Origin of the sequence: Cupriavidus oxalaticus (assembly GCF_038900635.1) — a bacterium.
Taxonomy (GTDB): Bacteria; Pseudomonadota; Gammaproteobacteria; order Burkholderiales; family Burkholderiaceae; genus Cupriavidus; species Cupriavidus oxalaticus_B.
Window position 1 is genome coordinate 96,930 of record NZ_JAYMRX010000005.1, and the last position, 25,073, is coordinate 122,002.

At 66.4% G+C, this 25,073-nt stretch carries 19 protein-coding genes, 1 tRNA gene and 1 other RNA gene; 11 read left to right on the forward strand and 10 right to left on the reverse strand.

Going from position 1 to position 25,073, the window contains the following annotated elements; translation table 11 throughout:
* Nucleotides 1-60: 60 nt before the first annotated feature.
* From VSR71_RS10820 to VSR71_RS10840, 5 genes are all read left to right on the forward strand, one after another.
* The gene (locus VSR71_RS10820) at nt 61-1,425 is read left to right on the forward strand and encodes a replication-associated recombination protein A (RefSeq protein ID WP_342913870.1); all 1,365 of its coding nucleotides are present in this window, start codon (nt 61-63) and stop codon (nt 1,423-1,425) included.
* 82 nt (nt 1,426-1,507) lie between these two features.
* Nucleotides 1,508-2,812 (forward strand): serine--tRNA ligase, encoded by a 1,305-nt coding sequence (gene serS, locus VSR71_RS10825; protein ID WP_342914076.1) that lies wholly within the window; start codon nt 1,508-1,510, stop codon nt 2,810-2,812.
* Between the two features lie 80 nt (nt 2,813-2,892).
* A tRNA-Ser gene (locus VSR71_RS10830) sits at nt 2,893-2,982 on the forward strand.
* Between the two features lie 185 nt (nt 2,983-3,167).
* Nucleotides 3,168-4,049 carry a DUF1653 domain-containing protein gene (locus tag VSR71_RS10835; protein WP_428979389.1) on the forward strand — a complete coding sequence of 294 codons (882 nt, stop codon included), beginning with the start codon at nt 3,168-3,170 and terminating at the stop codon, nt 4,047-4,049.
* The gene (locus VSR71_RS10840; RefSeq protein WP_342913872.1) at nt 4,042-5,172 is read left to right on the forward strand and encodes a phosphatase PAP2 family protein; all 1,131 of its coding nucleotides are present in this window, start codon (nt 4,042-4,044) and stop codon (nt 5,170-5,172) included. Before VSR71_RS10835 ends, VSR71_RS10840 begins: the two co-directional genes overlap by 8 nt.
* On the opposite strand, the gene VSR71_RS10845 is transcribed toward VSR71_RS10840, so the two are convergent.
* A complete protein-coding gene (locus VSR71_RS10845) occupies nt 5,060-6,373 on the reverse strand; it encodes a hemolysin family protein (RefSeq protein WP_342913873.1) in 1,314 nt (437 codons plus the stop codon). The genes VSR71_RS10840 and VSR71_RS10845 overlap by 113 nt on opposite strands.
* 89 nt (nt 6,374-6,462) lie before the next feature.
* Entirely contained in the window at nt 6,463-7,449 is a 987-nt protein-coding gene (locus VSR71_RS10850; protein WP_342913874.1) for a LysR family transcriptional regulator, read from the reverse strand.
* Between the two features lie 136 nt (nt 7,450-7,585).
* Here VSR71_RS10850 and VSR71_RS10855 point away from each other — a divergent pair, with 136 nt between their 5' ends.
* From VSR71_RS10855 to VSR71_RS10870, 4 genes are all read left to right on the forward strand, one after another.
* Nucleotides 7,586-8,869: a D-amino acid dehydrogenase gene (locus VSR71_RS10855; protein ID WP_342913875.1), complete on the forward strand. Its 1,284-nt coding sequence runs from the start codon at nt 7,586-7,588 to the stop codon at nt 8,867-8,869.
* Nucleotides 8,870-8,968: 99 nt separating this feature from the next.
* The gene (locus VSR71_RS10860) at nt 8,969-9,889 is read left to right on the forward strand and encodes a glutamate/aspartate ABC transporter substrate-binding protein (protein ID WP_342913876.1); all 921 of its coding nucleotides are present in this window, start codon (nt 8,969-8,971) and stop codon (nt 9,887-9,889) included.
* Nucleotides 9,890-10,102: 213 nt separating this feature from the next.
* Nucleotides 10,103-10,924, forward strand: a complete 822-nt coding sequence (locus VSR71_RS10865; RefSeq protein WP_209760524.1) for a transporter substrate-binding domain-containing protein — start codon at nt 10,103-10,105, stop codon at nt 10,922-10,924.
* A gap of 123 nt (nt 10,925-11,047) precedes the next feature.
* A complete protein-coding gene (locus VSR71_RS10870; RefSeq protein ID WP_342913877.1) occupies nt 11,048-11,707 on the forward strand; it encodes an amino acid ABC transporter permease in 660 nt (219 codons plus the stop codon).
* Nucleotides 11,708-11,957: 250 nt separating this feature from the next.
* Here the strand turns inward: VSR71_RS10870 and cphA (VSR71_RS10875) are convergent, their stop codons facing one another.
* Nucleotides 11,958-14,528: a cyanophycin synthetase gene (gene cphA / locus VSR71_RS10875; RefSeq protein WP_342913878.1), complete on the reverse strand. Its 2,571-nt coding sequence runs from the start codon at nt 14,526-14,528 to the stop codon at nt 11,958-11,960.
* A 43-nt stretch (nt 14,529-14,571) separates the two neighbouring features.
* Nucleotides 14,572-17,208 (reverse strand): cyanophycin synthetase, encoded by a 2,637-nt coding sequence (gene cphA / locus VSR71_RS10880; RefSeq protein WP_342913879.1) that lies wholly within the window; start codon nt 17,206-17,208, stop codon nt 14,572-14,574.
* A gap of 254 nt (nt 17,209-17,462) precedes the next feature.
* Between cphA (VSR71_RS10880) and VSR71_RS10885 the strand changes: the two genes are divergently transcribed.
* Together VSR71_RS10885 and VSR71_RS10890 are read left to right on the forward strand one after the other, a co-directional pair.
* On the forward strand, nt 17,463-19,760 hold the full coding sequence (locus VSR71_RS10885; RefSeq protein WP_342913880.1) for an ABC transporter ATP-binding protein: 2,298 nt from the start codon (nt 17,463-17,465) through the stop codon (nt 19,758-19,760).
* On the forward strand, nt 19,750-20,256 hold the full coding sequence (locus VSR71_RS10890; RefSeq protein ID WP_342913881.1) for a DUF1854 domain-containing protein: 507 nt from the start codon (nt 19,750-19,752) through the stop codon (nt 20,254-20,256). The genes VSR71_RS10885 and VSR71_RS10890 overlap by 11 nt, the downstream gene beginning before the upstream one ends.
* Before the next feature lie 56 nt (nt 20,257-20,312).
* On the opposite strand, the gene VSR71_RS10895 is transcribed toward VSR71_RS10890, so the two are convergent.
* The 6 genes from VSR71_RS10895 to ompA all read right to left on the reverse strand — a co-directional run bounded on the left by VSR71_RS10895 (nt 20,313) and on the right by ompA (nt 24,846).
* Entirely contained in the window at nt 20,313-21,344 is a 1,032-nt protein-coding gene (locus VSR71_RS10895) for a fimbrial protein (protein WP_342913882.1), read from the reverse strand.
* A gap of 290 nt (nt 21,345-21,634) precedes the next feature.
* The gene (locus VSR71_RS10900) at nt 21,635-22,036 is read right to left on the reverse strand and encodes a hypothetical protein (protein ID WP_342913883.1); all 402 of its coding nucleotides are present in this window, start codon (nt 22,034-22,036) and stop codon (nt 21,635-21,637) included.
* A 181-nt stretch (nt 22,037-22,217) separates the two neighbouring features.
* Nucleotides 22,218-22,576, reverse strand: a transfer-messenger RNA (tmRNA) gene (gene ssrA, locus VSR71_RS10905).
* Nucleotides 22,577-22,664: 88 nt separating this feature from the next.
* Nucleotides 22,665-23,339: a phosphoglycolate phosphatase gene (gene gph, locus VSR71_RS10910; protein WP_342913884.1), complete on the reverse strand. Its 675-nt coding sequence runs from the start codon at nt 23,337-23,339 to the stop codon at nt 22,665-22,667.
* Nucleotides 23,336-24,082, reverse strand: a complete 747-nt coding sequence (gene ubiG / locus VSR71_RS10915; protein WP_342913885.1) for a bifunctional 2-polyprenyl-6-hydroxyphenol methylase/3-demethylubiquinol 3-O-methyltransferase UbiG — start codon at nt 24,080-24,082, stop codon at nt 23,336-23,338. Before ubiG ends, gph begins: the two co-directional genes overlap by 4 nt.
* Nucleotides 24,083-24,192: 110 nt before the next feature.
* On the reverse strand, nt 24,193-24,846 hold the full coding sequence (gene ompA / locus VSR71_RS10920; protein ID WP_063237069.1) for an outer membrane protein OmpA: 654 nt from the start codon (nt 24,844-24,846) through the stop codon (nt 24,193-24,195).
* Nucleotides 24,847-25,073 lie beyond the last annotated feature (227 nt).

Below are 25,073 nucleotides of genomic sequence, written 5' to 3' on the forward strand. Positions count from 1 at the left end.
CCGAGCGCGGGACGCCGATGGTCTACACTGTGGCGTTCTGCAATCGCAAGGTTTGATGACGTGGCGGACTCGCTGTTCTCCGATACCCCTGACCGTTCCCGCCAACCGCTGGCCGAGCGCCTGCGCCCGCGCACCATCGACGAGGTGATCGGGCAGCAGCACCTGCTGGGGCCGGGCAAGCCGCTGCGCGTGGCGTTCGAGTCGGGCGAGCCGCATTCGATGATCCTGTGGGGCCCGCCCGGTGTGGGCAAGACCACGCTGGCGCGGCTGATGGCCGATGCGTTCGACGCCGAGTTCATCGCGCTGTCGGCGGTGCTGTCGGGCGTCAAGGACATCCGCGAGGCGGTGGAGCGCGCCGAGCAGTTCCGCGCGCACGGGCGGCGCACGCTGGTGTTCGTCGACGAGGTGCACCGTTTCAACAAGAGCCAGCAGGATGCCTTCCTGCCGCACGTCGAGAGCGGCCTGTTCACCTTCATCGGCGCGACCACCGAAAATCCATCCTTCGAAGTCAACGGCGCATTGCTGTCGCGCGCGGCGGTCTATGTGCTCAAGAGCCTGGACGATGCCGAGCTGACCCAGCTGGCCCTGCGCGCCAGCGAAGAACTCGGCGGCATCGCGTGGCAGGACGAGGCGCTGCAGTTGATCGTGGCATCGGCCGACGGCGACGGGCGCAAGCTGCTGAACAACATCGAGATCGTGGCGCGCGCCGCGCGCACCGCCGGCGCCGCGCAGATCGATACCGCGCTGCTGGGCAGCGCGCTGTCGGAAAACCTGCGCCGCTTCGACAAGGGCGGCGATGCTTTCTACGATCAGATCAGCGCGCTGCACAAGTCGGTGCGCGGCTCGGACCCCGATGCCGCGCTGTACTGGTTCTGCCGCATGATCGACGGCGGCGCCGATCCGCGCTACCTGGCGCGGCGCATCGTGCGCATGGCGTGGGAAGACATCGGGCTGGCCGACCCCCGTGCCGCGCGCATCACGCTGGACGCGGCGGAAACCTACGAGCGGCTGGGCTCGCCCGAGGGCGAACTCGCTCTGGGCCAGGCGCTGATCTACCTGGCCGTCGCGCCCAAGTCCAACGCGGGCTACAACGCGTACAACGCGGCACGCGCCTTCGTCGGCAAGGACAAGTCGCGCCCGGTGCCGGTGCACCTGCGCAATGCGCCGACCAGGCTGATGAAGGAGCTTGGCTACGGCCATGCCTACCGCTACGCGCACGACGAGCCCGAAGCCTACGCCGCCGGCGAGCATTACTTTCCGGACGACCTGAAGGCGCCGGGCTGGTACCAGCCGGTGCCGCGCGGGCTGGAAGGCAAGATCGCCGAGAAGCTGCGCCACCTGCGCGAACTGGACGATGCCTGGCATCGCGAGCAGCGTGCCGCGAAGCCGAAGGACCAGGGCAAGGGCGGCAAATCCGGCGAATAGGTTTGCCTGTTTGCTAACGTGTGTGCAGTAAAATGGCGGGTCCGCCGGCATGTCGCTGGCCCTGCACTTCACCTCAAGCAACATGCTCGACATCCAGCTGTTCCGCAAAGACATCGACGCCGTGGCGCAACGCCTTGCCACGCGCGGCTTCCAACTCGACGTGGCGGCGTTCCAGGCACTCGAGGCCGAACGCAAGCAACTGCAGACCCAGACCGAGGAACTGCAGGCGCGCCGCAACAGCCTGTCCAAGCAGATCGGCATGCTCAAGGGCAAGGGCGAGGATGCCTCGGCCGTGATGGCCGAAGTCGGTGGCATCGGCGACACGCTCAAGGCCTCGGCCGCGCGGCTCGACGAGATCCAGGCGCATCTGTCAGAGCTGATGCTGTCGATCCCCAACCTGCCGCACGAAAGCGTGCCGGTGGGCAATGACGAGACCCAGAACGTCGAAGTGCGCCGCGTGGGCGAGCCGCGCCAGTTCGACTTTGCCGTGCGCGACCACGTCGACGTGGGCGAGAAGCTGGGCCTGGACTTCGATACGGCGGTCAAGGTGACGGGCTCGCGCTTCTCGATGCTGCGCGGCGGCGTGGCGCGCCTGAACCGCGCGCTGGTGCAGCTGATGCTCGACACCCATACGCAGGAACACGGCTATACCGAGATGTACGTACCGTACATCGTCAACGCCGCGTCGATGCGCGGTACCGGCCAGCTGCCCAAGTTCGAGGAAGACCTGTTCAAGGTGCCGCGCAAGGTCGGTAGCGAAGAAGGGGAGCGCATCGAGAACTTCTACCTGATCCCCACCGCCGAGGTGCCGCTGACCAATATCGTGCGCGACGCCATCGTCGCCGGCGAGAAGCTGCCGCTGCGCTTCGTCGCGCATACGCCGTGCTTCCGCTCGGAAGCCGGCTCGTATGGCAAGGACACGCGCGGCATGATCCGCCAGCACCAGTTCGACAAGGTCGAGATGGTGCAGATCGTTCCGGCCGCGCAATCGTTCGACGCACTGGAAGAACTGACCGGCCACGCCGAGGCGATCCTGAAGAAGCTGGAACTGCCGTTCCGCACCATCGTGCTTTGCACGGGCGACATGGGCTTCGGCAGCACCAAGACCTATGACCTCGAAGTGTGGATCCCGGCGCAGAACACCTACCGCGAGATCAGCTCGTGCTCGAACATGGGCGACTTCCAGGCGCGCCGCATGCAGGCGCGCATGCGCGCGGGGCAGGGCAAGCCGGAACTGGTGCACACGCTGAACGGCTCGGGCCTGGCCGTGGGCCGCACGCTGGTGGCCATCCTTGAGAACTACCAGAACGCTGACGGCTCGGTCACGGTGCCGGCCGCACTGCAGCCTTACATGGGCGGCGTCACTCGCCTGGAACCGGAGCTGTAAAAAATCTGTTGCCGGCCTCTTGCACTGGCCGGTGCGGTGTGGCTATAATCTCGGTTTCGCCACACGGCAAAGCAGTTACCGGAGAGGTGGCAGAGTGGTCGAATGTACCTGACTCGAAATCAGGCGTACCGGCGACGGTACCGTGGGTTCGAATCCCACCCTCTCCGCCAGACAAGAAGCTGCCCGGTCTCGACCGCCGGACAGGCAACAACAGTGTAGTAAAACTCAGGCCGACGCCCACGCAAGTGAGCGTCGGTTTTGTTTTTTCCGGCGGTCGGTTTCATCGCTGCCAGCGCCTGGCGGTGCACTATCATGGCGATCCAGCGGACTGCCATGAACGAGGCCACCCATGACAATGCCACCCGCCACGCCTGCCGAATTCCACGGCGACCCCGCCGAACTGCCCGACGACCCCGACCTGATTGCCGGCATGCCGTACCGCCATCACAAGGGCGGTGCCTATGCGGTGGTCGGCATCGGGCGCCTCGAGGCCGACCTCGCGCCCGCGGTTGTCTATCGCGCGATGCGCGATCCCGCATTGCTCTGGGTGCGCCGCGCCGACGTGTTCAGCGAGCCCGTGGCGACGCCGCAGGGAGAGGTGCCGCGCTTCGCGCCGGACTGGCCCGCGGCGCTGGCCTGCCTCGACTTCCTGCCGCGCAGGACGGTGCTGGAGGTGCTGGCGCTGCATGACACGCCGTACCGGCACTACCACGGCCGCCGCCATGTCCTCGAGATGTTCGAGGTCGCCCACGCGCGCGGCATCGCGCTGGATCCGGCGCAGGCGCTGGCGGTGCTGTGCCACGATGCGGTCTATGTGCCGGGCTGCGAGCACAACGAGTCGGCCTCGGCGGCCCTGGTCGAGACCATTGCGCCGGAGGTGGAGCGCACGGTGCTCGGCCGGGCCGCGCTGATCGTGCGCGATACCCGCACGCATACGCCGACCATCGACGGCTCGGATACCGTGCTCGATCTCGACCTGTTCCGGCTGGCCGCGCCTCCTGACGTATTCGATGCCCACAGCGCCGATGTCTTCGCCGAGAACCGCGGCATGCTGGCCGCGCGCACCGGCTTGCATGGCGATGCGCTGCTTGCGGAGTTCAAGCGCCGCCGCGCCACCTTCCTCGGCGAGCTGGCACAGCGGCCGCGCCTGTTCCTGACGCCTCCTTTTGCCGACTGCGAGGCGCCCGCGCGCGCCAATATCGCGCGCATCGGCGGCACGGAGGGAGCGCGTGCCTGAGCTGCCGGCACGCATTGGCGCGGTTGCCGATGCCTGGCTGACACCGGGGACGGCGCTGGGGTTGCTGGGGCTGTTCACGCTCGCCACGGTGTTGCTGCTGTGCCTGGTGCCGCTGCTGGTTGCGCTGTTGCGCCCGCTGGTGCGCTGGCTCGACGGCATGCGCGTCTGGGGCGCCGGTGCCCTGTCGACGCGTGTGGCCGCACAGGATCGGCCGCGCCGGTTGAGCACGCTGACACTGCGCGTGCTGGAACGCGATATCGCCGAGCTGCTGCTGGTATTGGTGGCCGGTGCCGCGCTAATGGCCTGCGGGGCGGCATTGTTCTGGCTGGCCGCCGAAGTCGCCGAGGGCGAGGAAGTGGTCCATCTCGACCAGCTGGTATTTGCGCAGCTGCGCGCATGGCGCCGCGACTGGCTCGATATCGCCATGGTCGCGGTGACCGAGCTGGGCGGTGCGCGCATCTCGGTGGCGGTCGGCGTGGCGGTGTTCGCGTGGCTGTGGTGGCGGCGCGCATGGATCACGGCGCTGTACTGGGCCGCGGCGCTGCTTGGCGCGCGCGCCTGCGTGATGGCGCTCAAGCTTGGCATGGCGCGGGTGCGGCCGGCCAGCATCTACAGCGGGCTCGAGTCGTATTCCTTTCCCAGCGGCCACGCCACCAGCAGCATGGTGACCTACGGCTTCCTGGCGTTCCTGCTGTGCCTGCGCCAGCCATGGCGCGTGCGCATTCCGGTGCTGGCGCTGACCGTGGTGGCGGTGGTGGCGATCGGGGTCTCGCGGCTGTACCTGGGCATGCACTGGCTGTCCGACGTGGCCGCGGGCTATGCTCTCGGGCTGGCGTGGATCGCGTTGCTCGGCACCGCCTACCGTACGTTGCACGTGCCGGCGCCGCGGGATGCGGTGGCGCCGTGGCGGCTCGGCGCGGTGGCCGCTGCCGCGGTGGTGGTGGCGTTCAGCTACGTGGCATGGTCTAGCATGCCGGATACGCTGGAGCGCTATCGCCAGGCAGGACCCGCTACGGCTGTCCCACTGCAGGCTCGTCTGGCGACGGCAGGCGCGATACCAGCAGCTGGTCGATCTTGTGATGGTCGATGTCCAGCACTTCAAAGCGAAAGCCCGCCACGGTAATCGACTCGGACTTCTTCGGGATGCGCTTGAGCGCGTAGATCACCAGCCCGCCGGCGGTGTCGACATAGTCCTCGCCGGGCAGGGCATCGAGGTCCAGTGCTTTTTTCAGATCCACCAGCGGCGTAAGGCCGTCGACCAGCCACGAGCTGTCGTCGCGGCGCACGATCTGCTCGTCTTCGCTCGAGTAGAGGATATCGCCCATCAGCGCGCCGACGATATCGTCGAGCGTGACGATGCCCACCACCAGCCCGTACTCGTTCATGACTACGGCAAAGTTCTGGTGCATCTCGCGGAAGCGCGTCAGCGACTCGGACAGGGTCAGGGTGTCGGGGATCACCAGCACGTTCTTGTCGTGGTGGCGGCCGATATTGCCGATCACCGTAGCGCTTTCATCGGCCAGCAGCAGCTGCAGGATGTCCTTGGAATCGATATAGCCCTGCACGTCGTCAAGGTCGTGGCCGCACACCGGGTATTGCGCATGCGGCTGGTTGACCAGCTTGCGCCGCACGCTGTCGGCGGGCTCGTCCAGGCTCAGCCAGACCACGTCGTCGCGCGGCGTCATGATCGCGGTAATGCCCTTGAACTCGAGTTCGAACACGTTCTCGATCAGGTGCAGCTCATGCTTGTGCAGCACGCCGGCCTCGGCCCCGGCATCGACCATGGCGGCGATGTCCTCGGTGGTGATCTGGTCGACCGGCTTGGTCGGCAGGCGCAACAGCCGCAGCGTGGCATCGGCGGCGGCGTTGAAGACCCACACCAGCGGCTTGAGCACGCGCAGCAGCGTCAGCATTGGGTCGATCACCGCCAGCGCGCAGGCTTCCGGGAAGGTCATCGCGATGCGCTTCGGGATCAGGTCGGCAAACTGGATGAACAGCAGCGTCACGATCAGGAACGAGCCGATATTGGCCACGCGCTGCGCGTGGGCCACCTGCATATACGGCGACAGTGTTTCCAGCAGCAGGTCGGACACGTGCTTCTCGCCGAGGATACCGGCGAGGATGGCCACGCTGTTGACCCCGATCTGCACAATGGTGAAGAAATTCCCTGGCTCTTCCTTGAGCAGCAGTACGCGCGTGGCACGGCCATCGCCGCGCTCGGACAAGACCTGGAGCTTGGTGCGACGTGCGGCGGTCAGCGCGATCTCGGAGATGGAGAAGAAGGCGCTGACCAGGACAAGGGCGGTCAGGGTCAGGACAAACATGGCGGTCTGGCGCATGCGGCCAGCGAGTGCAGGCGGCTTGATGATGGTGCACCGCCTGTGAAGCTGTCAAATCGGCGCCGGCGCGGCCGTCATTCCAGTATCGCCGTACGCACCTTGGCCCCGCCCGGCAGCGCGCCTTCGAGGCTGATCACCGGTGCTTCCAGCCGCTGTGGCAGCGTGGCCGCCAACTCCTGCGCGGCCTGCGCGAACTGCGCGCGCAGGTCGTCCGCCAGGCTGGAGCCGGCGCGGTGGCTGGCGCGCAGCATCTGGATCTCGAACGGCAGTTCCGGCGCCACGTCATGTAGCGCCACATGGCCGGGATTGGCGCTGAGCGCGGTGTACTGGTCCAGCAGGGTCAGGCCAAGTCCGGCATCGACCAGCGCCAGCGCCAGCGAATAGGTCTGCACCTCCAGCGTCGAGCGCGGCTCGAGCGCGTGCCGCGCCAGCGTCTGCCGCACCAGCAGGCCGAGCGAGCTGTTGTCGTCATAGCCGATGAAGGGGCGGTCCATCAGCCGCTGCATCGGCACCTGGCGGCGGCGCCCCGCGGCAGGAAGCGGCTGGCCGCGCGGCACCGCCAGCAACATGCGGCCGCTGGCCACCGGTTCGCTCGAAATGGCCTCGTGGCGCGGCGGCGAGAACGCGAAACCCAGGTCGATCTGGTTGGCCAGCAGCGCGCCGACGATCTCGTCGGTATGGTGGGTCAGCACCTGCACCTGTGTGTCGGGGTGGCGCGCGCAGAAGCGCCGCACCGCCGGCACCAGCAGCGGGTTGGCCAGGCTCGGCGTGGCGGCCACGCGCAGGCGCCCGGCACCCCTATGGCGCAGGCTTTCCGAGACACGGCGCACCCGCTCGATCTCGCCGTATAGCCTTTCGACATCGCCGTACAAGGCGTTGGCCTCCGGCGTCGGCTGCAGGCGCCCGCGCACACGCTCGAACAGGCGGAAGCCGAGCGAGGCCTCGGCATGCTGCAGCACGCGCGTGACCACGGGCTGGGACACGTGCAGCAGGCGCGCGGCTTCGCTGACGGTGCCGGTCAGCATCACGGCGCGGAAAACCTCGATCTGGCGCAGGCGCATGGGATTTGGGGCGTCTGGAACGATAGGCACAGGCATCCATAGCCTGAAGACATATTCTGGCACGTATTCGCATTGGGCAAGCCGGCCCCGCTGTTCTACCCTCTGGCATCGATCTTTTGATGCAACAAGGAAGTCAATGCGGGTAGTAATCGTGGGCGCCGGAGTGGTCGGCATGACGACGGCGTGGCGCCTGGCGCAGGACGGGCATGAGGTGACGGTGCTGGAACGGCACCAGGGTCCCGGCGAGGAAACCAGCTTTGCCAACGGCGGGCAGCTCAGCTACAGCTACGTGGCGCCGCTGGCCGGGCCGGGCGTGCTGGGCAAGGTGCCCGGCTGGCTGCTGCGGCGCGATTCGCCGATGCGCTTCCGCCCGGTGGCCGACCCCGCGCAATGGCGCTGGCTGGCCGCTTTCATGGGCGCCTGCAACGCGGGCACCAGCGAGGCCACCACGCGCAAGCTGCTGCGCCTGGGCTTCTATTCGCGCGACCAGCTGCAGGCGTTCGTGGCGCAGCACGAGCGCGGGGACAGCGGCTTCGGCTTCGATTTTGCGCGGCGTGGCAAGCTGGTGGTGCACCGCGACGAAGCGGCGTTCGCCTCGGCCTGCCGGCTGCTGGATTACCAGGCCAGCCTGGGCTGCGAGCAGCAGGCCCTGGACCGCGATGCCTGCGTCGCGCTGGAGCCTGCGCTGGCCGGCATCCGCGACGAGATCGCCGGCGCCATCTACACGCCGAGCGAGGAGGTGGGCGACTGCCACCGCTTCTGCGTGTCGCTGGCACGGTTGCTGCAACACGGCAGCGGCACGGGCGTGTCGCTGCGCTTCGGCACCGTGGTGCAGGGGCTGATGCAGCAGGGCGGTCGCGTGACCGGCGTGCGCACCGATGCCGGCGAGGTGCCGGCCGATGTGGTCGTGGTCGCGGGCGGCATCGGCAGCGTGCCGCTGCTGCGCCCGCTGGGCGTGCGGCCGATGCTGTGGCCGCTCAAGGGCTATAGCATCACCGTGCCGCTGGCCAGCGGCGCGCGCGCGCCGCATATCAGCGTGACGGATTTCGCCAACAAGATCGTTTACGCGCGGATCGGCAATACACTGCGGGTGGCGGGCATGGCCGACCTGGTGCGCGGCGGCACCCGCATCGACCCGGAGCGGGTCGGCACGCTGGTGGCGCAGACGCGCGCCTTGTTTGACGGCATCGTGCCGGATCTGCCGCTGGCGCAGCTGCAGCCGTGGGCTGGCCTGCGCCCGGCCACGCCGGACGGGCTGCCGCTGATCGGGCCATCGCGCGTGTCGGGCCTGTGGCTGAACCTGGGCCACGGCGCGCTGGGCTTCACGCTGGCGATGGGCAGCGCCGGCCTGCTCGCCGACCGGCTGGCGGGGCGTCGCCCGGCTCTGGACGTCAAGGACTTCGATGCCGCGCGCGCATAGCGCAGCGGCATGCAGCAATGGTTCCTGCAGTACCCGTGAGTTCGCATTACCTCGAGAAAACGAGCCTCAATGACCAAGCCCCATTACAAGGAGCGCGACATGAAACCACTGCACACCCGCCTTGCCATCCGTCCCGGCACTCGCCGCATGCTCGCGGCCGCCGCGCTGCTGCTGGCCGCCGGCGCGGCCCAGGCTGCCGACGGCGACACGCTGAAGAAGATCAAGGACAGCGGGGTGATCTCGCTGGGCTACCGCGAATCGTCGATCCCGTTCTCGTACACCGACGGCAAGGAGGTGATGGGGTACTCGCACGAGATCCTGCTGCAGATCGTCGACAAGGTGAAGAACGAGCTGAAGATACCCAACCTGCAGGTGCGGCTGACGCCGATCACTTCGCAGAACCGCATCCCGCTGGTGCAGAACGGCACTATCGATATCGAGTGCGGCAGCACCACCAATAACCTGGAGCGCCAGAAGCAGGTGGCCTTCTCCAACAGCCTGTTCGTCTACGGCATCAAGATGCTGACCAAGAAGGATTCGGGCGTGAAGGAGTTCACCGACCTGAAGGACCGCAATGTCGTCACCACTGCCGGCACCACCGGCGAGCGCCTGCTGGTCAAGATGAACGGCGAGAAGGCGATGAACATGAACCTGATCAGCACCAAGGACCATGGCCAGTCCTTCCTGATCCTGGAGAGCGGCCGCGCAGCTGCCTTCGTCATGGACGAGCCGCTGCTGTACGGCGAACGCACCAAGGCCAAGAGCGCCGGCGACTGGGTGGTGGTCGGCGCGCCGCTGCAGACCGAGAACTACGCCTGCATGTTCCGCAAGGACGATCCCTCGTTCAAGAAGCTGGCCGATGGCGTGATCGCGGACCTGCAGACCAGCGGCCGCGCGGAGAAGCTCTACAACAAGTGGTTCATGTCACCGATCCCGCCGCGCAACATCAACATGAACTACCCGCTGTCGGCCGACATGAAGGCACTGTTCGCGGCGCCCAACGACAAGGCCTATCAGTAACCGGGAGGGCGGTGCCGCCGTGGCGTATGCATCGCCCGGCGGTTATATAGCCATAATGAATCGTTATTTCGCCGTCGATAGCGTTTGCGGTAGTGTAGAGCCCGATATAGGCTCATAGCAGCACAACCGGCCGGCAGCCTTCCACGAGAGGCGAGCCGGCGTTGCCTGCCCACTTACTGCCTAATTGCCACAAGCGCATCCACTGGAGAACATATGCGATCGATTCGTACTGGCTGGTTCAAGTCGCTGCTGGCGGCCTCACTGATGGCCGGGGCCGGCCTGGCGGCCACCGCGGCCCATGCCGCAGACCTGCTCGATACCGTCAAGCAAGCCGGCGTGCTCAAGATCGGGCTGGAGGGCACGTACCCGCCGTTCGGCTTCCGCGGCGCCAAAAACGAGCTGGAAGGGTTTGACGTCGACGTCGCGCGCGCGGTGGCGGGCAAACTGGGGGTCAAGCCCGAGTTCGTCACCACTGAATGGAGCGGCATCATCGCCGGCCTGCAGGCGGGCAAGTTCGACGTGATCGTCAACCAGGTCAATGTCACGCCGCAGCGCCAGCAGGTGCTGGACTTCTCCACGCCCTACGTCTACTCGGATGCGCAGCTGATCCAGCGCAAGGACGACAAACGCCAGTTCAAGTCGCTGGAAGACCTGAAGGGCCACAAGCTCGGCGTCAGCCTGGGCAGCAATTACAACGAGCTGGCCAAGTCCGTGGCCGGCATCGACGTCAAGACCTATCCCGGCGCGCCCGAGTACCTGCGCGACCTGGCGGCACAGCGCGTTGACGCCGCGCTGAATGACCGGCTGATGGTCGCCTACCTGGTCAAGACGGCCAACCTGCCGCTGCGGCCGGGCGCGATCGTGGCGGGCGCCACCACGCAGGTGGCCATCCCGTTCCGCAAGGACAATCCCAAGTTCGCGCAGGCCATCAACCACGCGCTGGAAGACCTGAGCAAGGACGGCACGCTTGGCAAGCTCTCGGTGAAGTGGTTCGGCACTGACGTGACCAAGCCCGCCGGCAAGCCGGTCAAGTAAGCCGGTCTAGTAAGCCGATCAAGTAAGCCGGCCAGCGAGCCGGGCGGTATCATGTCGCGGCGCGGCGGCCTGCAAGGCTGCCGCGCCGCTTTGTTTTTTTACCTTTAGTCCGCCGCCACGCCCATGTCCGCTCTCCAGCTCGTCATCGATTCCCTGCCCGTGCTGCTGCAGGGCACGCTGCTGACCATCAAGTTCGCATTGTGGTCGATGCTGTTCGGGCTGGTGATCGGCACCGTGGTGGCGCTGATGGGCATCAGCCACAGCCGCCCGCTCAAGGCGGTGGCGCGCACCTATGTCAGCATCATGCGCGGCACGCCGCTGCTGGTGCAGATCTTCGTCGTGTATTACGGGTTGCCGGGCGTCGGCATCGCGCTGGAGCCCACACCGGCCGGCGTGCTGACGCTGAGCCTGAATGTGGGGGCGTACCTGTCGGAAAGCATGCGCGGCGCCATCCTCGGCGTGGCGCGCGGCCAATGGCTGGCCGCATACAGCCTGGGGCTGACGCCGGCGCAGGCGCTGCGCTACGTGGTGGGCCCGCAGGCGCTGCGGCTTGCGGTGCCGAGCCTGTCGAACAGCCTGATCAGCCTGATCAAGGATACGTCGCTGGTGTCGGTGATCACGGTGACGGAGTTGCTGCGCACCGCGCAGGAGGTCATCGCGGCGACGTACCAGCCGTTGCCGCTGTACCTGGCGGTGGCGGCGATTTACTGGGTGTTGAGCACGGGGCTGTCCGGCCTGCAGCATATGCTGGAGCGGAGGTTGTCGTTGCCGGGCAGGCACTGAGCCCACCGACAAGAAAGAGGAGGGCGGTGTTGGGTGCTCCCAAGCCGCCCGAGCTAGCCCAAGCAAGGTGTTCTCCCTCTCCCCTCATGGGGAGAGGGCCGGGGTGAGGGGCGGGCTAGCAAGGTACCACGTGAAGCAAGGCCAACGGTTTTAACCCACGGGCAGTCAGCTGTTGACACTCCGGCCCTCACCCCCGGCCCCTCTCCCGCGAGCGGGAGAGGGGAGCAAACCGCCGGCATAGCAGCAGGATTTACCCCTGTGCGATCCGCCCCGCGATATGACCCAGCGCCTCTTCCACCTGGTCCACCAGGATCAGGCACAGGTCGCCCGGCTTCAGGTGCGACAACGCGGTGTCGATGGCCACAAATTCGCCACGGATTTCCTCGACCTGGCTGGTGCGTTGCGCGCCTTGCAGGCCTTCGCGCAGCAGCGCCAGCACCTCGCCGTCGGCACGCCCGCGCTGGCACTGGTCCTGGTACAGCACCACTTCGTCGAACACGCCGCCCAGGATCTGCGTCTGGCGGCGGATGTCCTCGTCGCGGCGATCGCCCGCACCGCTGATCACGACCACGCGGCGGCCGGCCGGCATGGTCTCGACCGCGTTGCACAATGCCTGGATCGCGTCCGGATTGTGGCCGTAATCGGCGATCAGCATGGCGCCCTTGTAGTCGAACACGTTGAAGCGGCCGGGAGCCGTCGCGGCGTCATTGACGAAGGTAGCCAGGCCGCGGCGGATGATGGCCCAGTCGATGCCCAGCGCCCACGCGGCGGCGATCGACGACATCGCGTTCTCGACCTGGAAGCCGATGGTGCCGTTGCGCGTCAGCGGGATCTCCGCCAGCGCGATGCGCACCTGGGTATCGCCCTCCGACGCCACGACCTCGGCCCCGTCGACAAAGACCACGCGCTTGCCTTGCGCGCGGTGCGTGGCCATTGCCGGCTGGTTCGGATCGTGCGCGAAGAAGGTCACGCTGCCGGGGCAGGCGTCGGCCATACGCACCACCATCGGGTCGGCGGCGTTGAGCACCGCCATGCCGTGCGGCGCGACGTTCTGCACGATCACGCTCTTGAGCACGGCCAGGTCTTCCACCGAATTGATGTACGACAGGCCCAGGTGGTCGCCTTCGCCGACGTTGGTCACCACGGCTACGTCGCAACGGTCGAAGGCCAGGCCTTCGCGCAGCAGGCCGCCGCGCGCGGTTTCAAAAACGGCCGCGTCGACATCGGGGTGCAGCAGCACGTTGCGCGCGCTGCGCGGGCCGCTGCAGTCGCCGGTGTCGATGCGCTCGCCCTGGATATAGACGCCGTCGGTGCCGGTCATGCCCATGCGCAGGCCGCTGGTGGCCATGATATGGGTGATCAGGCGCACGGTCGTGGTCTTGCCGTTGGTGCCGGAGACGGCCACCACCGGGATGCGGCCATCGTCGCCATCGGAGAACATGGTCGAGATGATCGCCTCGCCCACAGCGCGGCCCTTGCCGTACGACGGTTGCAGGTGCATGCGCAGGCCCGGCGCGGCATTGACCTCGACGATGCCGCCGGCCTGTTCCTCGAACGGCTTGAGCATGGTCTCGCACACGGCGTCGACGCCGGCGATGTCCAGGCCCACCATCTGCGCCGCGGCCACGGCGCGCGCGGCGATGTCCGGGTGGACGTCGTCGGTCACGTCGGTGGCGCTGCCGCCGGTGGACAGGTTGGCGTTGTTGCGCAGCACCACGCGCGTGCCCTTGGCCGGCACGGAATCGGCGGTCAGGTTCTGCTTGGCCAGCACCGCCAGCGCGATATCGTCGAAGCGGATCTTGGTCAGCGAGGTGGCATGGCCTTCGCCGCGGCGCGGATCACGGTTGACTTCCTCGACCAGCGCGCGCACGGTGTGCACGCCGTCGCCGGTCACCTGCGGCGGATCGCGGCGCGCGGCCGCCACCAGCTGCTTGCCGACCACCAGCAGGCGGAAGTCATGGCCGGGGATATAGCGCTCGACGATGACGTCGGAGCTGATGTCCGAGGCGACCTCGTAGGCTGTCATCACTTCCTCGCGGGTGCGGATGCGCACCGCCACGCCCTTGCCCTGGTTGCCGTCTCGCGGCTTGACCACCACTGGCGCGTCGATTTCCTGCGCCGCGGCCCAGGCTTCCTCGGCGCTGCGCACCGAGCGGCCCAGCGGCACCGGCACGCCGGCGGCGTGCAGCAGGCTCTTGGTCAGTTCCTTGTCCTGCGCGATCGATTCGGCCACGGCGCTGGTGCGGTCGGTCTCGGCAGCCTGGATGCGGCGCTGCTTGCTGCCCCAGCCGAACTGCACCATCGAACCCTGCGTCAGGCGCCGGTAGGGGATGCCGCGCGCCACGCCGGCATAGACGATCGAGCCGGTGCTGGGCCCCAGGCGCACATCTTCGTCCAGGTCGCGCAGGCGATGCAGCGCGTCGGGCAGGTCGAAGGCGGTGTCGTTGCGCGCGGCCAGGCACAGGGCCTCAGCCAGCTCGAACGCGAGCCGGCCGACTTCTTCCTCGCTGTACTGCACGATCACCTGGTAGGTGCCGGGCTCCACCGTCTGCGCGGTGCGGCTGAACGTGACCGGGCAGCCGGCGGCGGCCTGCAGGCGCAGCGCGGCGACTTCGAGCACGTGCGCGAGCGAGAGCTCGCCCGATTCCTCGTCCGGGCGCAGCGGCCCGATCTCGGGAAAGCGCGCGCGCAGCCGGTCTTCAAAGCCGGGCAGGTCCGACAGAATGTCGGCGGTGTCCTGGCAGGCCACGATGGCTTCAATGGCCGTGTGGCGGCACCACAGGTTCGGGCCCCGCAGGGCCCGGATACGGGAGACTTCCATGGAACGGTTCCGTGTCTTCTATGCGCTGTGTTCAGGCGCCGCGTCAGGCGCGGCGCGCGGGCTGGCCCATCCAGTGGTGCACCAGGTCGACGGTGGCCGCGGTGGCGGCCTCGTCGCACTGCAGCACCAGCAGGTCGCCCGGCACCAGCTGGCCGAGCGCGGTCTCGATGGCATTGGCACGTGCGCCTTCGTCGATGATCTTGGTCACGCGGCGGCCTTCGTACAGCCCTTGCTTGAGCAGCGCGCGGGCCTCGGCATCGGGCAGGTCGCGCTTGACGCTGCGGTCTTCGCACAGGAAGACGCGGTCGAAATGCTGGCCCAGCACCTTGCCCTGGCGTACCAGGTCTTCATTGCGGCGCTGCACGCCGGCGCCGTAGACCACCATGCGGCGTTCGGACGGGAAGCGGTCCAGCGCGGCCGCCAGCGCTTCCAGCGCGGGCGCGTTGTGGGCGTCGTCGATGACCACGGTGGCGCCGTTGCGCTCGAACAGCGTGAAGCGGCCCGGCACGTCGACCTGGCCGACGTCGAAAGTCACCACGCCGGCGCGGATCAGGTCGTTGGAGATGCCCAGCGCCCAGCCCGCGGCCACGGCCGCCAGCACGTTCTCGACCTGGAACGCCACGCGGCCGGCATAGGTCAGCGGCACCGCGGCCACGTCGACCAGCGGCGTTTCCTTGCTGCCGACGGCCAGCACGATCTTGCCTTCGCGCACATACACCGCGCGCTTGCCAGCGGCGCGATGCGACATGATCGCGGGCAGCTCCGGCGTCAGGCCGAAGAAGATCACGTCGCCGTCGCACAGCTCAGCCATCTCGACCAGGCGCTCGTCGCGCCCGTTGAGCACGGCGGCGCCGTCCTTGAGCACCACGTCGACCTGCGTGCGCAGCACGTTGTACATGCGGTCCTCGTCCTCGACGTAGTAGTCGCCGAGGTGGTCGGGCTGGTCGAAGTTGGTGACCACGCCGACCTGGCAGCGGTCATAGACCAGGCCTTCGGACAGGATGCTGCCGCTGTCGTTCTCGAACACGGCGGCCTCGACCGCGCGGTTCATCAGGATGCGGTGGCCGGCGTCCCAGTTGGCGCGGTCGCCGCCCTGCACCAGGCGGCGGTCCAGGAACAGGCCATCGCTGCAGGCCAGGCCGGTATGCTTGCCCGACAGCTGCAGCAGGCGCGCGACCAGGCGCGCCACCACGGTCTTGCCGTTGGTGCCGGTCACGCCGACCACCGGAATGCGGCCGCAGTCGTCCTGCTCGGATTCGGGGAACAGGTGGTTGACGATGGCGCGGCCCACCGGACGCGGCGTGCCTTCGGCCGGCTTGATGTGCATCAGCAGGCCCGGACCGGCGTTGACTTCGACGATGGCGCCGCGCTGTTCGGCCAGCGGGCGCGAGATGTCCTCGGCCACAAGATCCACGCCGGCGATGTCCAGCCCAACCACGCGCGCGGCCAGCGACGCATGCGCGGCCACGCTCGGGTGGACGCGGTCGGTCACGTCGAAGGCGACGTTGCCGTTGCGCTGGATCAGCACGGTGCGGCCCTCAGCCGGCACTGAGCTGCCGTCCATGCCCTGGCGCTTCAGCTCCAGGCGCGCGGCGGAATCCAGGCGCACACGGTTCAGCGGATGGTCTTCGGTGCTGCCCCGCCGCGGATCGGAATTGATCTGCAGCTCGATCAGCTCGTCGATGGTGGACTTGCCGTCGCCAACCACGCAGGCGGTCTCGCCCATCGCGGCGGCAACCACGCGGCCGCCCACCACCAGCAGGCGGTGTTCGTTGCCGGGGATGAAGCGCTCGACGATGACGCCGCTGCCTTCGTCCAGTGCCACCGCGTAGGCGGTCTCGACTTCCTCGCGGGTGACCAGGTTGGTGAAGACGCCGCGGCCGTGGTTGCCGTCATAGGGCTTCACCACCACCGGCACGCCGATGTCTTCGGCGGCATCCCAGGCGTCTTCCGGCGAGTCGACCATGCGGCCTTCCGGCACCGGCACGCCGCACGACTCGAGCAGGCTCTTGGTCAGGTCCTTGTCGCGCGAGATGCTTTCGCCGATGGCGCTGGTCCGGTCGGTCTCGGCCGTCCAGATGCGGCGCTGGCGCGCGCCATAGCCCAGCTGGACCAGGTTGCCGTCCGACAGGCGGATGGCGGGGATATCCCGGTCATCGGCGGCATCGACGATGCACGCGGTGCTGGGGCCGAGGCAGTGCTCGTCGACCAGGCGGCGCAGGTGGTCGACGGCGGCGGGGACGTCGAAGGGACGATCCTCGATCGCGGCCATGACCAGGTCGCGCGCGCTGAACAGGGCGGCGCGGGTGACTTCCTCGTGCCAGGCACGGACGATCACCTTGTAGACGCCGCGCACCGGGGTCTCGCGCGCCTTGCCGAAGCCGCCGGGCATGCCCGCCAGGTTCTGCAGCTCAAGCGTCACGTGTTCCAGGATATGGCCGGGCCAGGTGCCTTCCTTCAGGCGCTGCAGGAAGCCGCCGCGCTCGCCGATGCTGCAGCGATGCTCGATCAGCGAGGGCAGCCATGCCGACAGGCGTTCGTAGAACCCCGGAATCGTGTTGGAGGGAAAGTCCTCCAGTTCCCCGATATCGACCCATGCCTCCAGGACGGGCCGATATGTCCACATATTCGGGCCGCGCAGCGACATGACATCGAAAATCTCAATGTCCTTCTTTTTCATTGAATTTGCTTGAGGCAGTGGGCGGAACGCCCGAGAAATGGAAGCCTAACCTTTCAATAACGTTACAGCTTAGTACAGGTTGACTATCTTCGATTAAAAGTGTTTGTGCAGTGCATCAGGCCAACCCGCGGGTTCGCTGTTATTTACGTCGTTATGTATACTGCGGGCGAATTCACGGGCAGCCACAGCGCGCCCGGCCTAAATTTGTTTCAAGTTATGTCCTTTTCCCCTGGACGCTGCACGCCGCGCCATCCATGACCCAGTCCTCCCTGCCTGCCCTTAACACCCCCGCCTCCGACGAGCCGTGGCGTGCCGAATCCGGAACGTGGCTCCGTCCCGGCGAGAACATCCTGGCCGGACTGGTGCTCGACCTCGACGCGAGGCTGCATTTTACCCAAGGGTGGCTGGTTGTGACCGACCAGCGCATCGTTGCGCGGCCGCCGGGTGAAAAAAATGTGCGGGAATGGAACATCGCGCCCGAACTGCGCCTTTCCCATACCGATCATGCCGGGGTCGGCACCCTCGAACTGGCCGGTCCAACGGGTCGGCTGGCCAGCTGGCGATATACGCTTGGTTACAATCCCGCCGCGCTGCGGCTCGCCGACCAGTTCGAAATGCGCCGCGATGCCACCTCCGCGGCCGAAATGGGCAAGTCAGGCGAAGTGGCGTGCCCGACCTGCAAGGCGCCGCTGCCCCCCGATGAAGAGGAATGCCCCCAGTGCAACCGCGAGCTGGAAACGCCGCCCTCGACCTGGGCGCTGCTGCGCCTGTGGCGCTTTGCCCGGCCCTACCGCTGGCAACTGTTGGCCGGTTTCCTGCTGACGGTGCTGTCTACCGGCGCTACGCTGGTACCGCCGTACCTGACCATGCCGCTGATGGACAAGGTGCTGATTCCGTACCAGAACGGCGTGCCGATCGACTACGGCCGCGTGCGCATGTACCTGGGTGGCCTGCTCGGCGCCGCGCTGGTGGCATGGAGCCTGGGATGGGCGCGTACCTATTTGCTGGCGCGCGTATCAGAGCGCATCGGCGCGGATCTGCGCACAACGACCTATGAACATCTGCTTAAGCTGTCGCTCGAATATTTCGGCGGCAAGCGTACCGGCGACCTGATGGCGCGCATCGGCTCGGAAAGTGACCGCATCTGCGTGTTCCTGTCCCTGCACTTGCTGGACTTTGCCACCGACGTGCTGATGATCGTCATGACGGCGGTGATCCTGATCTCGATCAATCCATGGCTGGCGCTGGTGACACTGGTGCCGCTGCCGTTCATCGCCTGGATGATCCACCTGGTGCGCGACCGCCTGCGGCACGGTTTCGAGAAGATCGACCGCATCTGGTCGGAGATCACCAACGTGCTGGCCGACACCATCCCCGGCATCCGCGTGGTCAAGGCGTTCGCGCAGGAAAAGCGCGAAGTGACGCGCTTCCACGAGGCGAACAAGCACAACCTGGCCATCAACGATCGCGTCAACGCGGTATGGTCGCTGTTCACGCCGACCGTGACGCTGCTGACCGAGATCGGGCTGCTGATCGTGTGGGTGTTCGGCATCTGGCAGGTATCGCACAGCGCCATCACGGTGGGCGTGCTGGTTGCGTTCCTGACCTATATCAGCCGCTTCTATACGCGCCTCGATTCGATGAGCCGCATCGTTTCGGTGACGCAGAAGGCCGCGGCGGGCGCCAAGCGGATCTTCGACATCCTCGACCATGTCTCGAGCGTGCCGGAGCCGGTACGTCCGACCAGGCTCGACAAGATCGAAGGCGCGATCGACATGCGTGACCTGGGCTTCCGCTACGGCAACCGGGCGGTGATCCGCGGGCTCGACCTGTCGATCGCGCCGGGCGAGATGATCGGGCTGGTCGGGCACAGCGGCTCGGGCAAGAGCACGCTGGTCAACCTGATCTGCCGCTTCTACGATGTTTCCGAAGGAGCGATCCGTGTCGACGGCGTCGACATTCGCTCGCTGCCGGTGTCCGAGTACCGCCGCCACATCGGCCTGGTGCTGCAGGAGCCGTTCCTGTTCTTCGGCACCATCGCCGACAACATCGCCTACGGCAAGCCGGACGCCACGCGCGAGGAGATCATCGCCGCCGCGCGCGCCGCGCATGCGCACGAGTTCATCCTGCGCCTGCCGCACGGCTACGACTCGCTGGTCGGGGAGCGCGGCCAGGCGCTGTCGGGCGGCGAGCGCCAGCGCATCTCGATCGCGCGCGCGCTGCTGATCAACCCGCGCATCCTGATCATGGACGAGGCGACGTCGTCGGTGGACACGCAGACCGAGAAGGAAATCCAGAAAGCGCTCGACAATCTGGTGCAAGGCCGCACCACCATCGCCATCGCGCACCGTCTGTCGACGCTGCGCAAGGCCGACCGCCTGGTGGTGATGGACCGCGGCAAGATCGTCGAAGTCGGCAGCCACGACGAACTGCTGTTGCGCGAGGGCGCTTATTTCAAGCTGTACCAGGCGCAGGCGCGCAACGTCGATACCGAGGACGACGATGAGCGCGAAGCCGTGACCGAACTGCCGGAGGTGGCCAATGCCCACTGAGATGACTTTGGCTGACACCGATGCCGCAGCCACCGCGACCTTCACGTTGTCACGCAATCCGTTCGGCCGCCTGACGCTGATCCATGGTGACGGCACGATCCATGAAGGGGTGGTGCCGGTGCGCGCCTTCCCGATCTCCGCGCCGCAAGGTGGCATCGGCATGATGAGTGCCGACGGGCATGAGGTGGTGTGGATTCCGCGCCTGGAGGCTCTGCCTGCCAACGAGCGCCGCATGATCGAAGAGGAACTCGCGTCGCGCGAGTTCATGCCGGAGATCGAGCGCATCATCGAGGTCTCGACGTTCGCCACGCCGAGCGTGTGGACCGTGCAGACCGATCGCGGACGGACCTCGCTCGTGCTGCGCGGGGAAGAAGCGATCCGGCGGCTGTCAGGCAACACGCTGATGGTGTCCGACAGCCATGGCATCCATTACCTGATCCGAGACCTGATGGTGCTGGACAAGCACAGCCGCAAGCTGCTGGACCGGTTCCTCTGATTGCTGGCAGGCGGGCAGTGCAAGCCGAAGCGGCGCCTGGCGGCGCCGCGTTTCGTTCACTGGTAGTCCAGCGTAAATATCATGGCGCTCGACACCGTGCCAGGCGATGGCGTGCCGCCCAGCGCGACATAGCGTGCACCAAAGCGGTAGGTGGAAGGCACGTTGGCGGTAATGTTGCCCATGGCATTGCGTACTTGCAGCGGCACTGGCGTGCTGCCGGTGTCATTGACGATCTGCACGCCCGCACCGCTGGCTCTGCCGCCTGTCCCCGCATTGGCGATTCCGAGAATGCCGTTGGGCGCTGATTGCACCGGGGTTCCGCCTGCTCCGTCCAGTGTCAGGCCGACGAGGGCAGCCCCGCTGCAGGTCAGCTGGATCGAGAAGGGCGTATTGCCGGCGGCCCCTTGGGTCGCCAGCGTACTGGCACTGACATTGGGCAATGTCACCACGGCGGGGTAGTTGACATTGCAGGCAATCTCGCGCGGCGAGGCACTGCCAGAGAAGCCGATGTAGTTGACATAGCCGCCGCCGAGCGCTCCAGCCGTCGAGCCCTTGTAGACACCAAAGCCGAAGCGGGTCTGCGTGGGATCGAGATCGCCGGCGGAAATCACTCCGGTCTTCACGAATTCCACCGAAACCGAGACGGAATAGGTCATGTCCGCGTTGACCGTGCCAAGGTTGGCGGCGCGTGTATCGCAATTGACCCCCCAGGCGTTGGTCATCGGCTGTCCCGCGGCGTTGCGCAGCCGGATGCCGATGCCGGCGACGCCGGTGGAATAGACGCCCGGCATGACTTCGTTGCCCGAGCCGTAGTAGCAGGAAATGATCGGCGCGCCGGCCACCACGTATGGCTGGGTCTCAGTGCATGTGCCAGTGAAGGTGTAATAGCGGACGGTGCCGGGAATCGCGCTGCCGACCGGGAGGTTAACTGCCACCGCCATATTGTTCATGGTCTGCAGGTAGGGCATGGCGGGCGTGCTGGTACAGCCGGCATGGGCGAGGTGCGGGGCGCTCAGGCACGCGAGCACAAGAAGCCAGCGTTTGAGCGCACCGAGCAGGCGGATACCGATGGGGAGAGCGTTGTGCATTGGGTTCAGCGGTTGCGGAGGCTGGCGGTGGCCGTGGAACCCCAAATTGCATTCGCTGGAATTGGCGCCGCCTGCCCGTTAAAGAATGAGCCAACTGTAGTCGTACCGCTTTGCGCCGATGGGCGGAAATTTCCGAATGCGTTGGGAAAATTTCGGCAGATGCGCTGCTCGTGCCGTGACCGGTACCTCTGATGTGCTGCCGTGCGCGCATGAAAAACGGGCCAAATGGCCCGTTGACTGTTATCGCCCAAATCGCATGCCTTGCACGTGGCAGCGCCGCTGAAGCAAAGCTAGTGCAGCATGTCCGGCGAGTCGTCGTCTTCGTCCCAATCCTCATGCATCATCGGCGCATCCGGTGCCATGTCGAACACCATGGAGTGGTAGCGGATGCTGAACCACTCCCGGAACATGCCCAGCGTCAGGGTCTCGGGCCATAGCGAATCGTCGAACCACTCGGCCAGCATGAATTCGAAGAATTCCTGCCAGCGCTTCTCGACCCAGTGGACCGCGTTGGCATGCGTATCCGCGAGTTCCTCCGGCAGCAGGAATACGCTCTGGTCCTCGCGCACCTGCTCCAGCGTGAGGCCGGAAACCGGCTGCGGATCAACCGCCTGGATCCAGTCGAGGAACGGCTGTTCGGGGACCAGCGCGACCATGGCGCGGTTGATGGTGAAGCGGGGATAGTCAGACATGGGGACAGGCTTGGAGGCTTCGGCTGAGTATTGTAATCGTCGGATGCCCGAGGTAGCGCTTTGCCGCCGCAAATGCGCGGCGGTTATCGTTTTCCTGTGACCGGAAACAAAAAACCCGTGAAGACGGTGGTCATCACGGGTTTCCCGGGCTTCTGAGACGGAAGTCTCGGAAGTGTTTAACTGGTGGAGCCGGCGGGAATCGAACCCGCGTCCGCAAGCCCTCCACAGAGAGTTCTACATACTTAGTTCTGTCATTTGATTTAACCGGCGCATCGCGGACGAACACGCTCTACGACGGCGAGTCACTAAATTTTCGTCTCCGGACCCGTGACACTTCCGGAGCTTATCTGACGTAAATGACCTCGCGTGGTCTTGCGACCCTAGCCCGTCAGCGAGCCAGTGCGAGGACGGCGGCCCTTAGGCTGCCAGTGCGTAACGTTCGTCGTTAGCAGTTATTGCATTCCCATTGATTAACGAGGTGACGGGTCCTCGGTATGCCCTCCACTGCTTTGTAACCCACGTCGAAACCAGGTCGGCCCCAGTGAGAAGAAGCTGGATTGTACCCGGTTGGATGGAAAGTGTCGCGGGGAGTTCCATCCCGGCCAGGTGTGCGCTGACCGCCACGCCGCTAGCGCATGGCCGCGGGTACCAGCAGGGGAATCAGTTCAGCCGGATGGCGTACCAGGTGGTCGGCGCCCCACGCCTCTGGCGGCTCGCCGTCGCCGCAGTAGCCATAGGCGGCCGTGACCGTCATCATGCCGGCGGCCTTGCCCGCCTGGATGTCCCGCAGGTCGTCGCCGACGTACACGCAGCGGTGCGGATCGACCCCGGCGCTGGCCGCGGCATGCAGCAGCGGGGCAGGGTGGGGCTTGGCATGGGAGGTGGTGTCTCCGCTGACCACTGCGCTGGCACGCGGCGCCAGCCCGATGGCGGCGACCAGCGGCACCGTGAAGCGCGTAATCTTGTTGGTGACGATTCCCCAAGGGATGCCGGCTGCCTCCAGCGCCGACAGCACTTGCGGCATGCCGTCGAACAGGCGCGTGTGGACGGCGATGTCGGCTTCGTAATAGTCGAGAAAGATATCCCGCAACGCCGGAAAGTCCGCGTCCTCGGGTACCAGCCCGAACGCCGCGCCGAGCAGGCCGCGCGCGCCATGCGAGGCGACGGGCCGGAGCTTCTCATACGCCACCGGCGGGCGGCCGCGCTCGACGACCAGCCGGTTGGCGGCAGCGGCCAGGTCCGGCGCCGTGTCCGCCAGCGTGCCGTCGAGATCGAAGAAGACGCCTGCGATGCCCCCGCTCATGCCGACACCCGGCGGAACGCCATCATGTAATTCACATCCGTGTCGCGGCCTAGCGCGTAGACCTGCGATAGCGGGTTATAGGTCATGCCGCGCATCTCGATCAGATCCAGCCCCGCGTTGCGGGCGAAGCGCGCCAGTTCCGAAGGGGTAATGAACTTTTCATAATCGTGCGTGCCGCGCGGCAACATGTTCAGCACGTACTCTGCGCCCACGATGGCCAGCAGGTAGGCTTTCAGGTTGCGATTGATGGTCGAGAAGAAGACGTAGCCGCCCGGCTTTACCAGCGTTGCGCAGGCCTGCACGATCGACGCCGGGTCCGGTACGTGTTCGAGCATTTCCATGCACGTCACGACGTCTATGCTGCCGGGTTCGCGCGCCGCCAGCGCTTCTGCCGCGATCTCCTCATAGGTGACGGCAACGCCGGACTCCAGGCTGTGCAGGTCCGCGACCTTCAGCGCCTTGCTGGAGAGATCGATACCGCGCACGTTCGCACCGAGGCGCGCCATGCTCTCGGACAGGATGCCGCCGCCGCAGCCCACGTCGACCACCCGCTTGCCTGCCAGCCCGGCAATGCCTTCGATCCAGCCCAGGCGCAGCGGATTGAGTTCATGCAGTGGCTTGAACTCGCTCTCGGGGTCCCACCAGCGGTGGGCGAGCTCGCTGAACTTGTCGATTTCCTTGGGGTCGGCGTTCCGGCGCAGCGGATCGGGATGGGTGGACAGGGTCTGGGAGGGCAACGTCATCGTATGCGGGCCGGCGGCAACTGCCCACGCCGGCGGAGGAGGTGTGTGGGCAACTGTATCAAAAAAAAAGCCCAGCTTGCGCTGGGCTTTCTTGATCGGAAAGGATCCGATTAACGTGCGCTGCGGGTGCCGACCACTTCGACTTCCACGCGGCGGTTCGGCTGCTGGCAGGCGATCTGGGCAGTGCGGTTGCCCTTGCACGACTTCGGATCGACCTTCAGCTGGCGCTTGCCCTTGCCTTCGGTGTAGACGCGGTTGGCTTCAACGCCCTTGCTCACCAGATAAGCCTTGACCGATTCAGCACGGCGGATCGACAGGCGATCGTTGTACTTGTCCGAGCCGAACGAGTCGGTGTGGCCAACGGCGATGATGACTTCCAGGGTGATGCCTTGCAGCTTCGAGACCAGGTCGTCCAGCTTGGCCTTGCCTTCCGGCTTCAGGACAGCCTTGTCGAAGTCGAACAGGGTGTCAGCAGCGAAAGTGACCTTCTCGCTCGAGACGACCGGCGGAGCGACCGGTGCCGGTGCCGGTGCCGGTGCTGCGGGAGCCAGGGCGCCGTCGCACAGCGCGTTGGCGGTTGCCGGAGTCCAGGAGCTGTCGCGCCAGCAGAGCTCGTTCGTGCCATTCTTCCACACGTACTCGCTCGTACCGTTGCCCCAGTTATCGTTCACTGCCTTCTTTTCGTAGGGGACGGACTGGGCTTGAGCGGATGCAGCCATTACTGCGGTAGCTGCAACGAGCGCGAGCTTGGCAAATTTTTTCATATTTCTCCTCTCAGGATGAGATCACCGCAGGGTTACTGCGAGCAAATGGACGAAAACAAGTCATACATTCTTCGGAGTATAACATTCTCGATGTGGTGTATGCTCCACTTCGAACAATGTCTGGCTCTTCGCTGGGGAATTGTGCCACAAGGGTCGTTTCCTACGAAGTAAATATATTCGATTCGCCCCATGGGTTTTGGGTCTGTGGTGTTTGTGCAACATGGGTC

What these genes read in the sequence shown, in the direction of transcription:
- cphA (WP_342913878.1), bottom strand. Translation starts at nt 14,528, where the DNA reads ATGGAAGTCTCCCGTATCCGGGCCCTGCGGGGCCCGAACCTGTGGTGC.
- cphA (WP_342913879.1), bottom strand. Translation starts at nt 17,208, where the DNA reads ATGAAAAAGAAGGACATTGAGATTTTCGATGTCATGTCGCTGCGCGGC.
- VSR71_RS10870 (WP_342913877.1), top strand. Translation starts at nt 11,048, where the DNA reads ATGTCCGCTCTCCAGCTCGTCATCGATTCCCTGCCCGTGCTGCTGCAG.
- ubiG (WP_342913885.1), bottom strand. Translation starts at nt 24,082, where the DNA reads ATGACGTTGCCCTCCCAGACCCTGTCCACCCATCCCGATCCGCTGCGC.
- VSR71_RS10835 (WP_428979389.1), top strand. Translation starts at nt 3,168, where the DNA reads ATGCCACCCGCCACGCCTGCCGAATTCCACGGCGACCCCGCCGAACTG.
- serS (WP_342914076.1), top strand. Translation starts at nt 1,508, where the DNA reads ATGCTCGACATCCAGCTGTTCCGCAAAGACATCGACGCCGTGGCGCAA.
- ompA (WP_063237069.1), bottom strand. Translation starts at nt 24,846, where the DNA reads ATGAAAAAATTTGCCAAGCTCGCGCTCGTTGCAGCTACCGCAGTAATG.
- VSR71_RS10850 (WP_342913874.1), bottom strand. Translation starts at nt 7,449, where the DNA reads ATGCGCCTGCGCCAGATCGAGGTTTTCCGCGCCGTGATGCTGACCGGC.
- VSR71_RS10885 (WP_342913880.1), top strand. Translation starts at nt 17,463, where the DNA reads ATGACCCAGTCCTCCCTGCCTGCCCTTAACACCCCCGCCTCCGACGAG.
- VSR71_RS10855 (WP_342913875.1), top strand. Translation starts at nt 7,586, where the DNA reads ATGCGGGTAGTAATCGTGGGCGCCGGAGTGGTCGGCATGACGACGGCG.
- VSR71_RS10845 (WP_342913873.1), bottom strand. Translation starts at nt 6,373, where the DNA reads ATGTTTGTCCTGACCCTGACCGCCCTTGTCCTGGTCAGCGCCTTCTTC.
- VSR71_RS10865 (WP_209760524.1), top strand. Translation starts at nt 10,103, where the DNA reads ATGCGATCGATTCGTACTGGCTGGTTCAAGTCGCTGCTGGCGGCCTCA.
- gph (WP_342913884.1), bottom strand. Translation starts at nt 23,339, where the DNA reads ATGAGCGGGGGCATCGCAGGCGTCTTCTTCGATCTCGACGGCACGCTG.
- VSR71_RS10890 (WP_342913881.1), top strand. Translation starts at nt 19,750, where the DNA reads ATGCCCACTGAGATGACTTTGGCTGACACCGATGCCGCAGCCACCGCG.
- VSR71_RS10895 (WP_342913882.1), bottom strand. Translation starts at nt 21,344, where the DNA reads ATGCACAACGCTCTCCCCATCGGTATCCGCCTGCTCGGTGCGCTCAAA.
- VSR71_RS10860 (WP_342913876.1), top strand. Translation starts at nt 8,969, where the DNA reads ATGAAACCACTGCACACCCGCCTTGCCATCCGTCCCGGCACTCGCCGC.
- VSR71_RS10900 (WP_342913883.1), bottom strand. Translation starts at nt 22,036, where the DNA reads ATGTCTGACTATCCCCGCTTCACCATCAACCGCGCCATGGTCGCGCTG.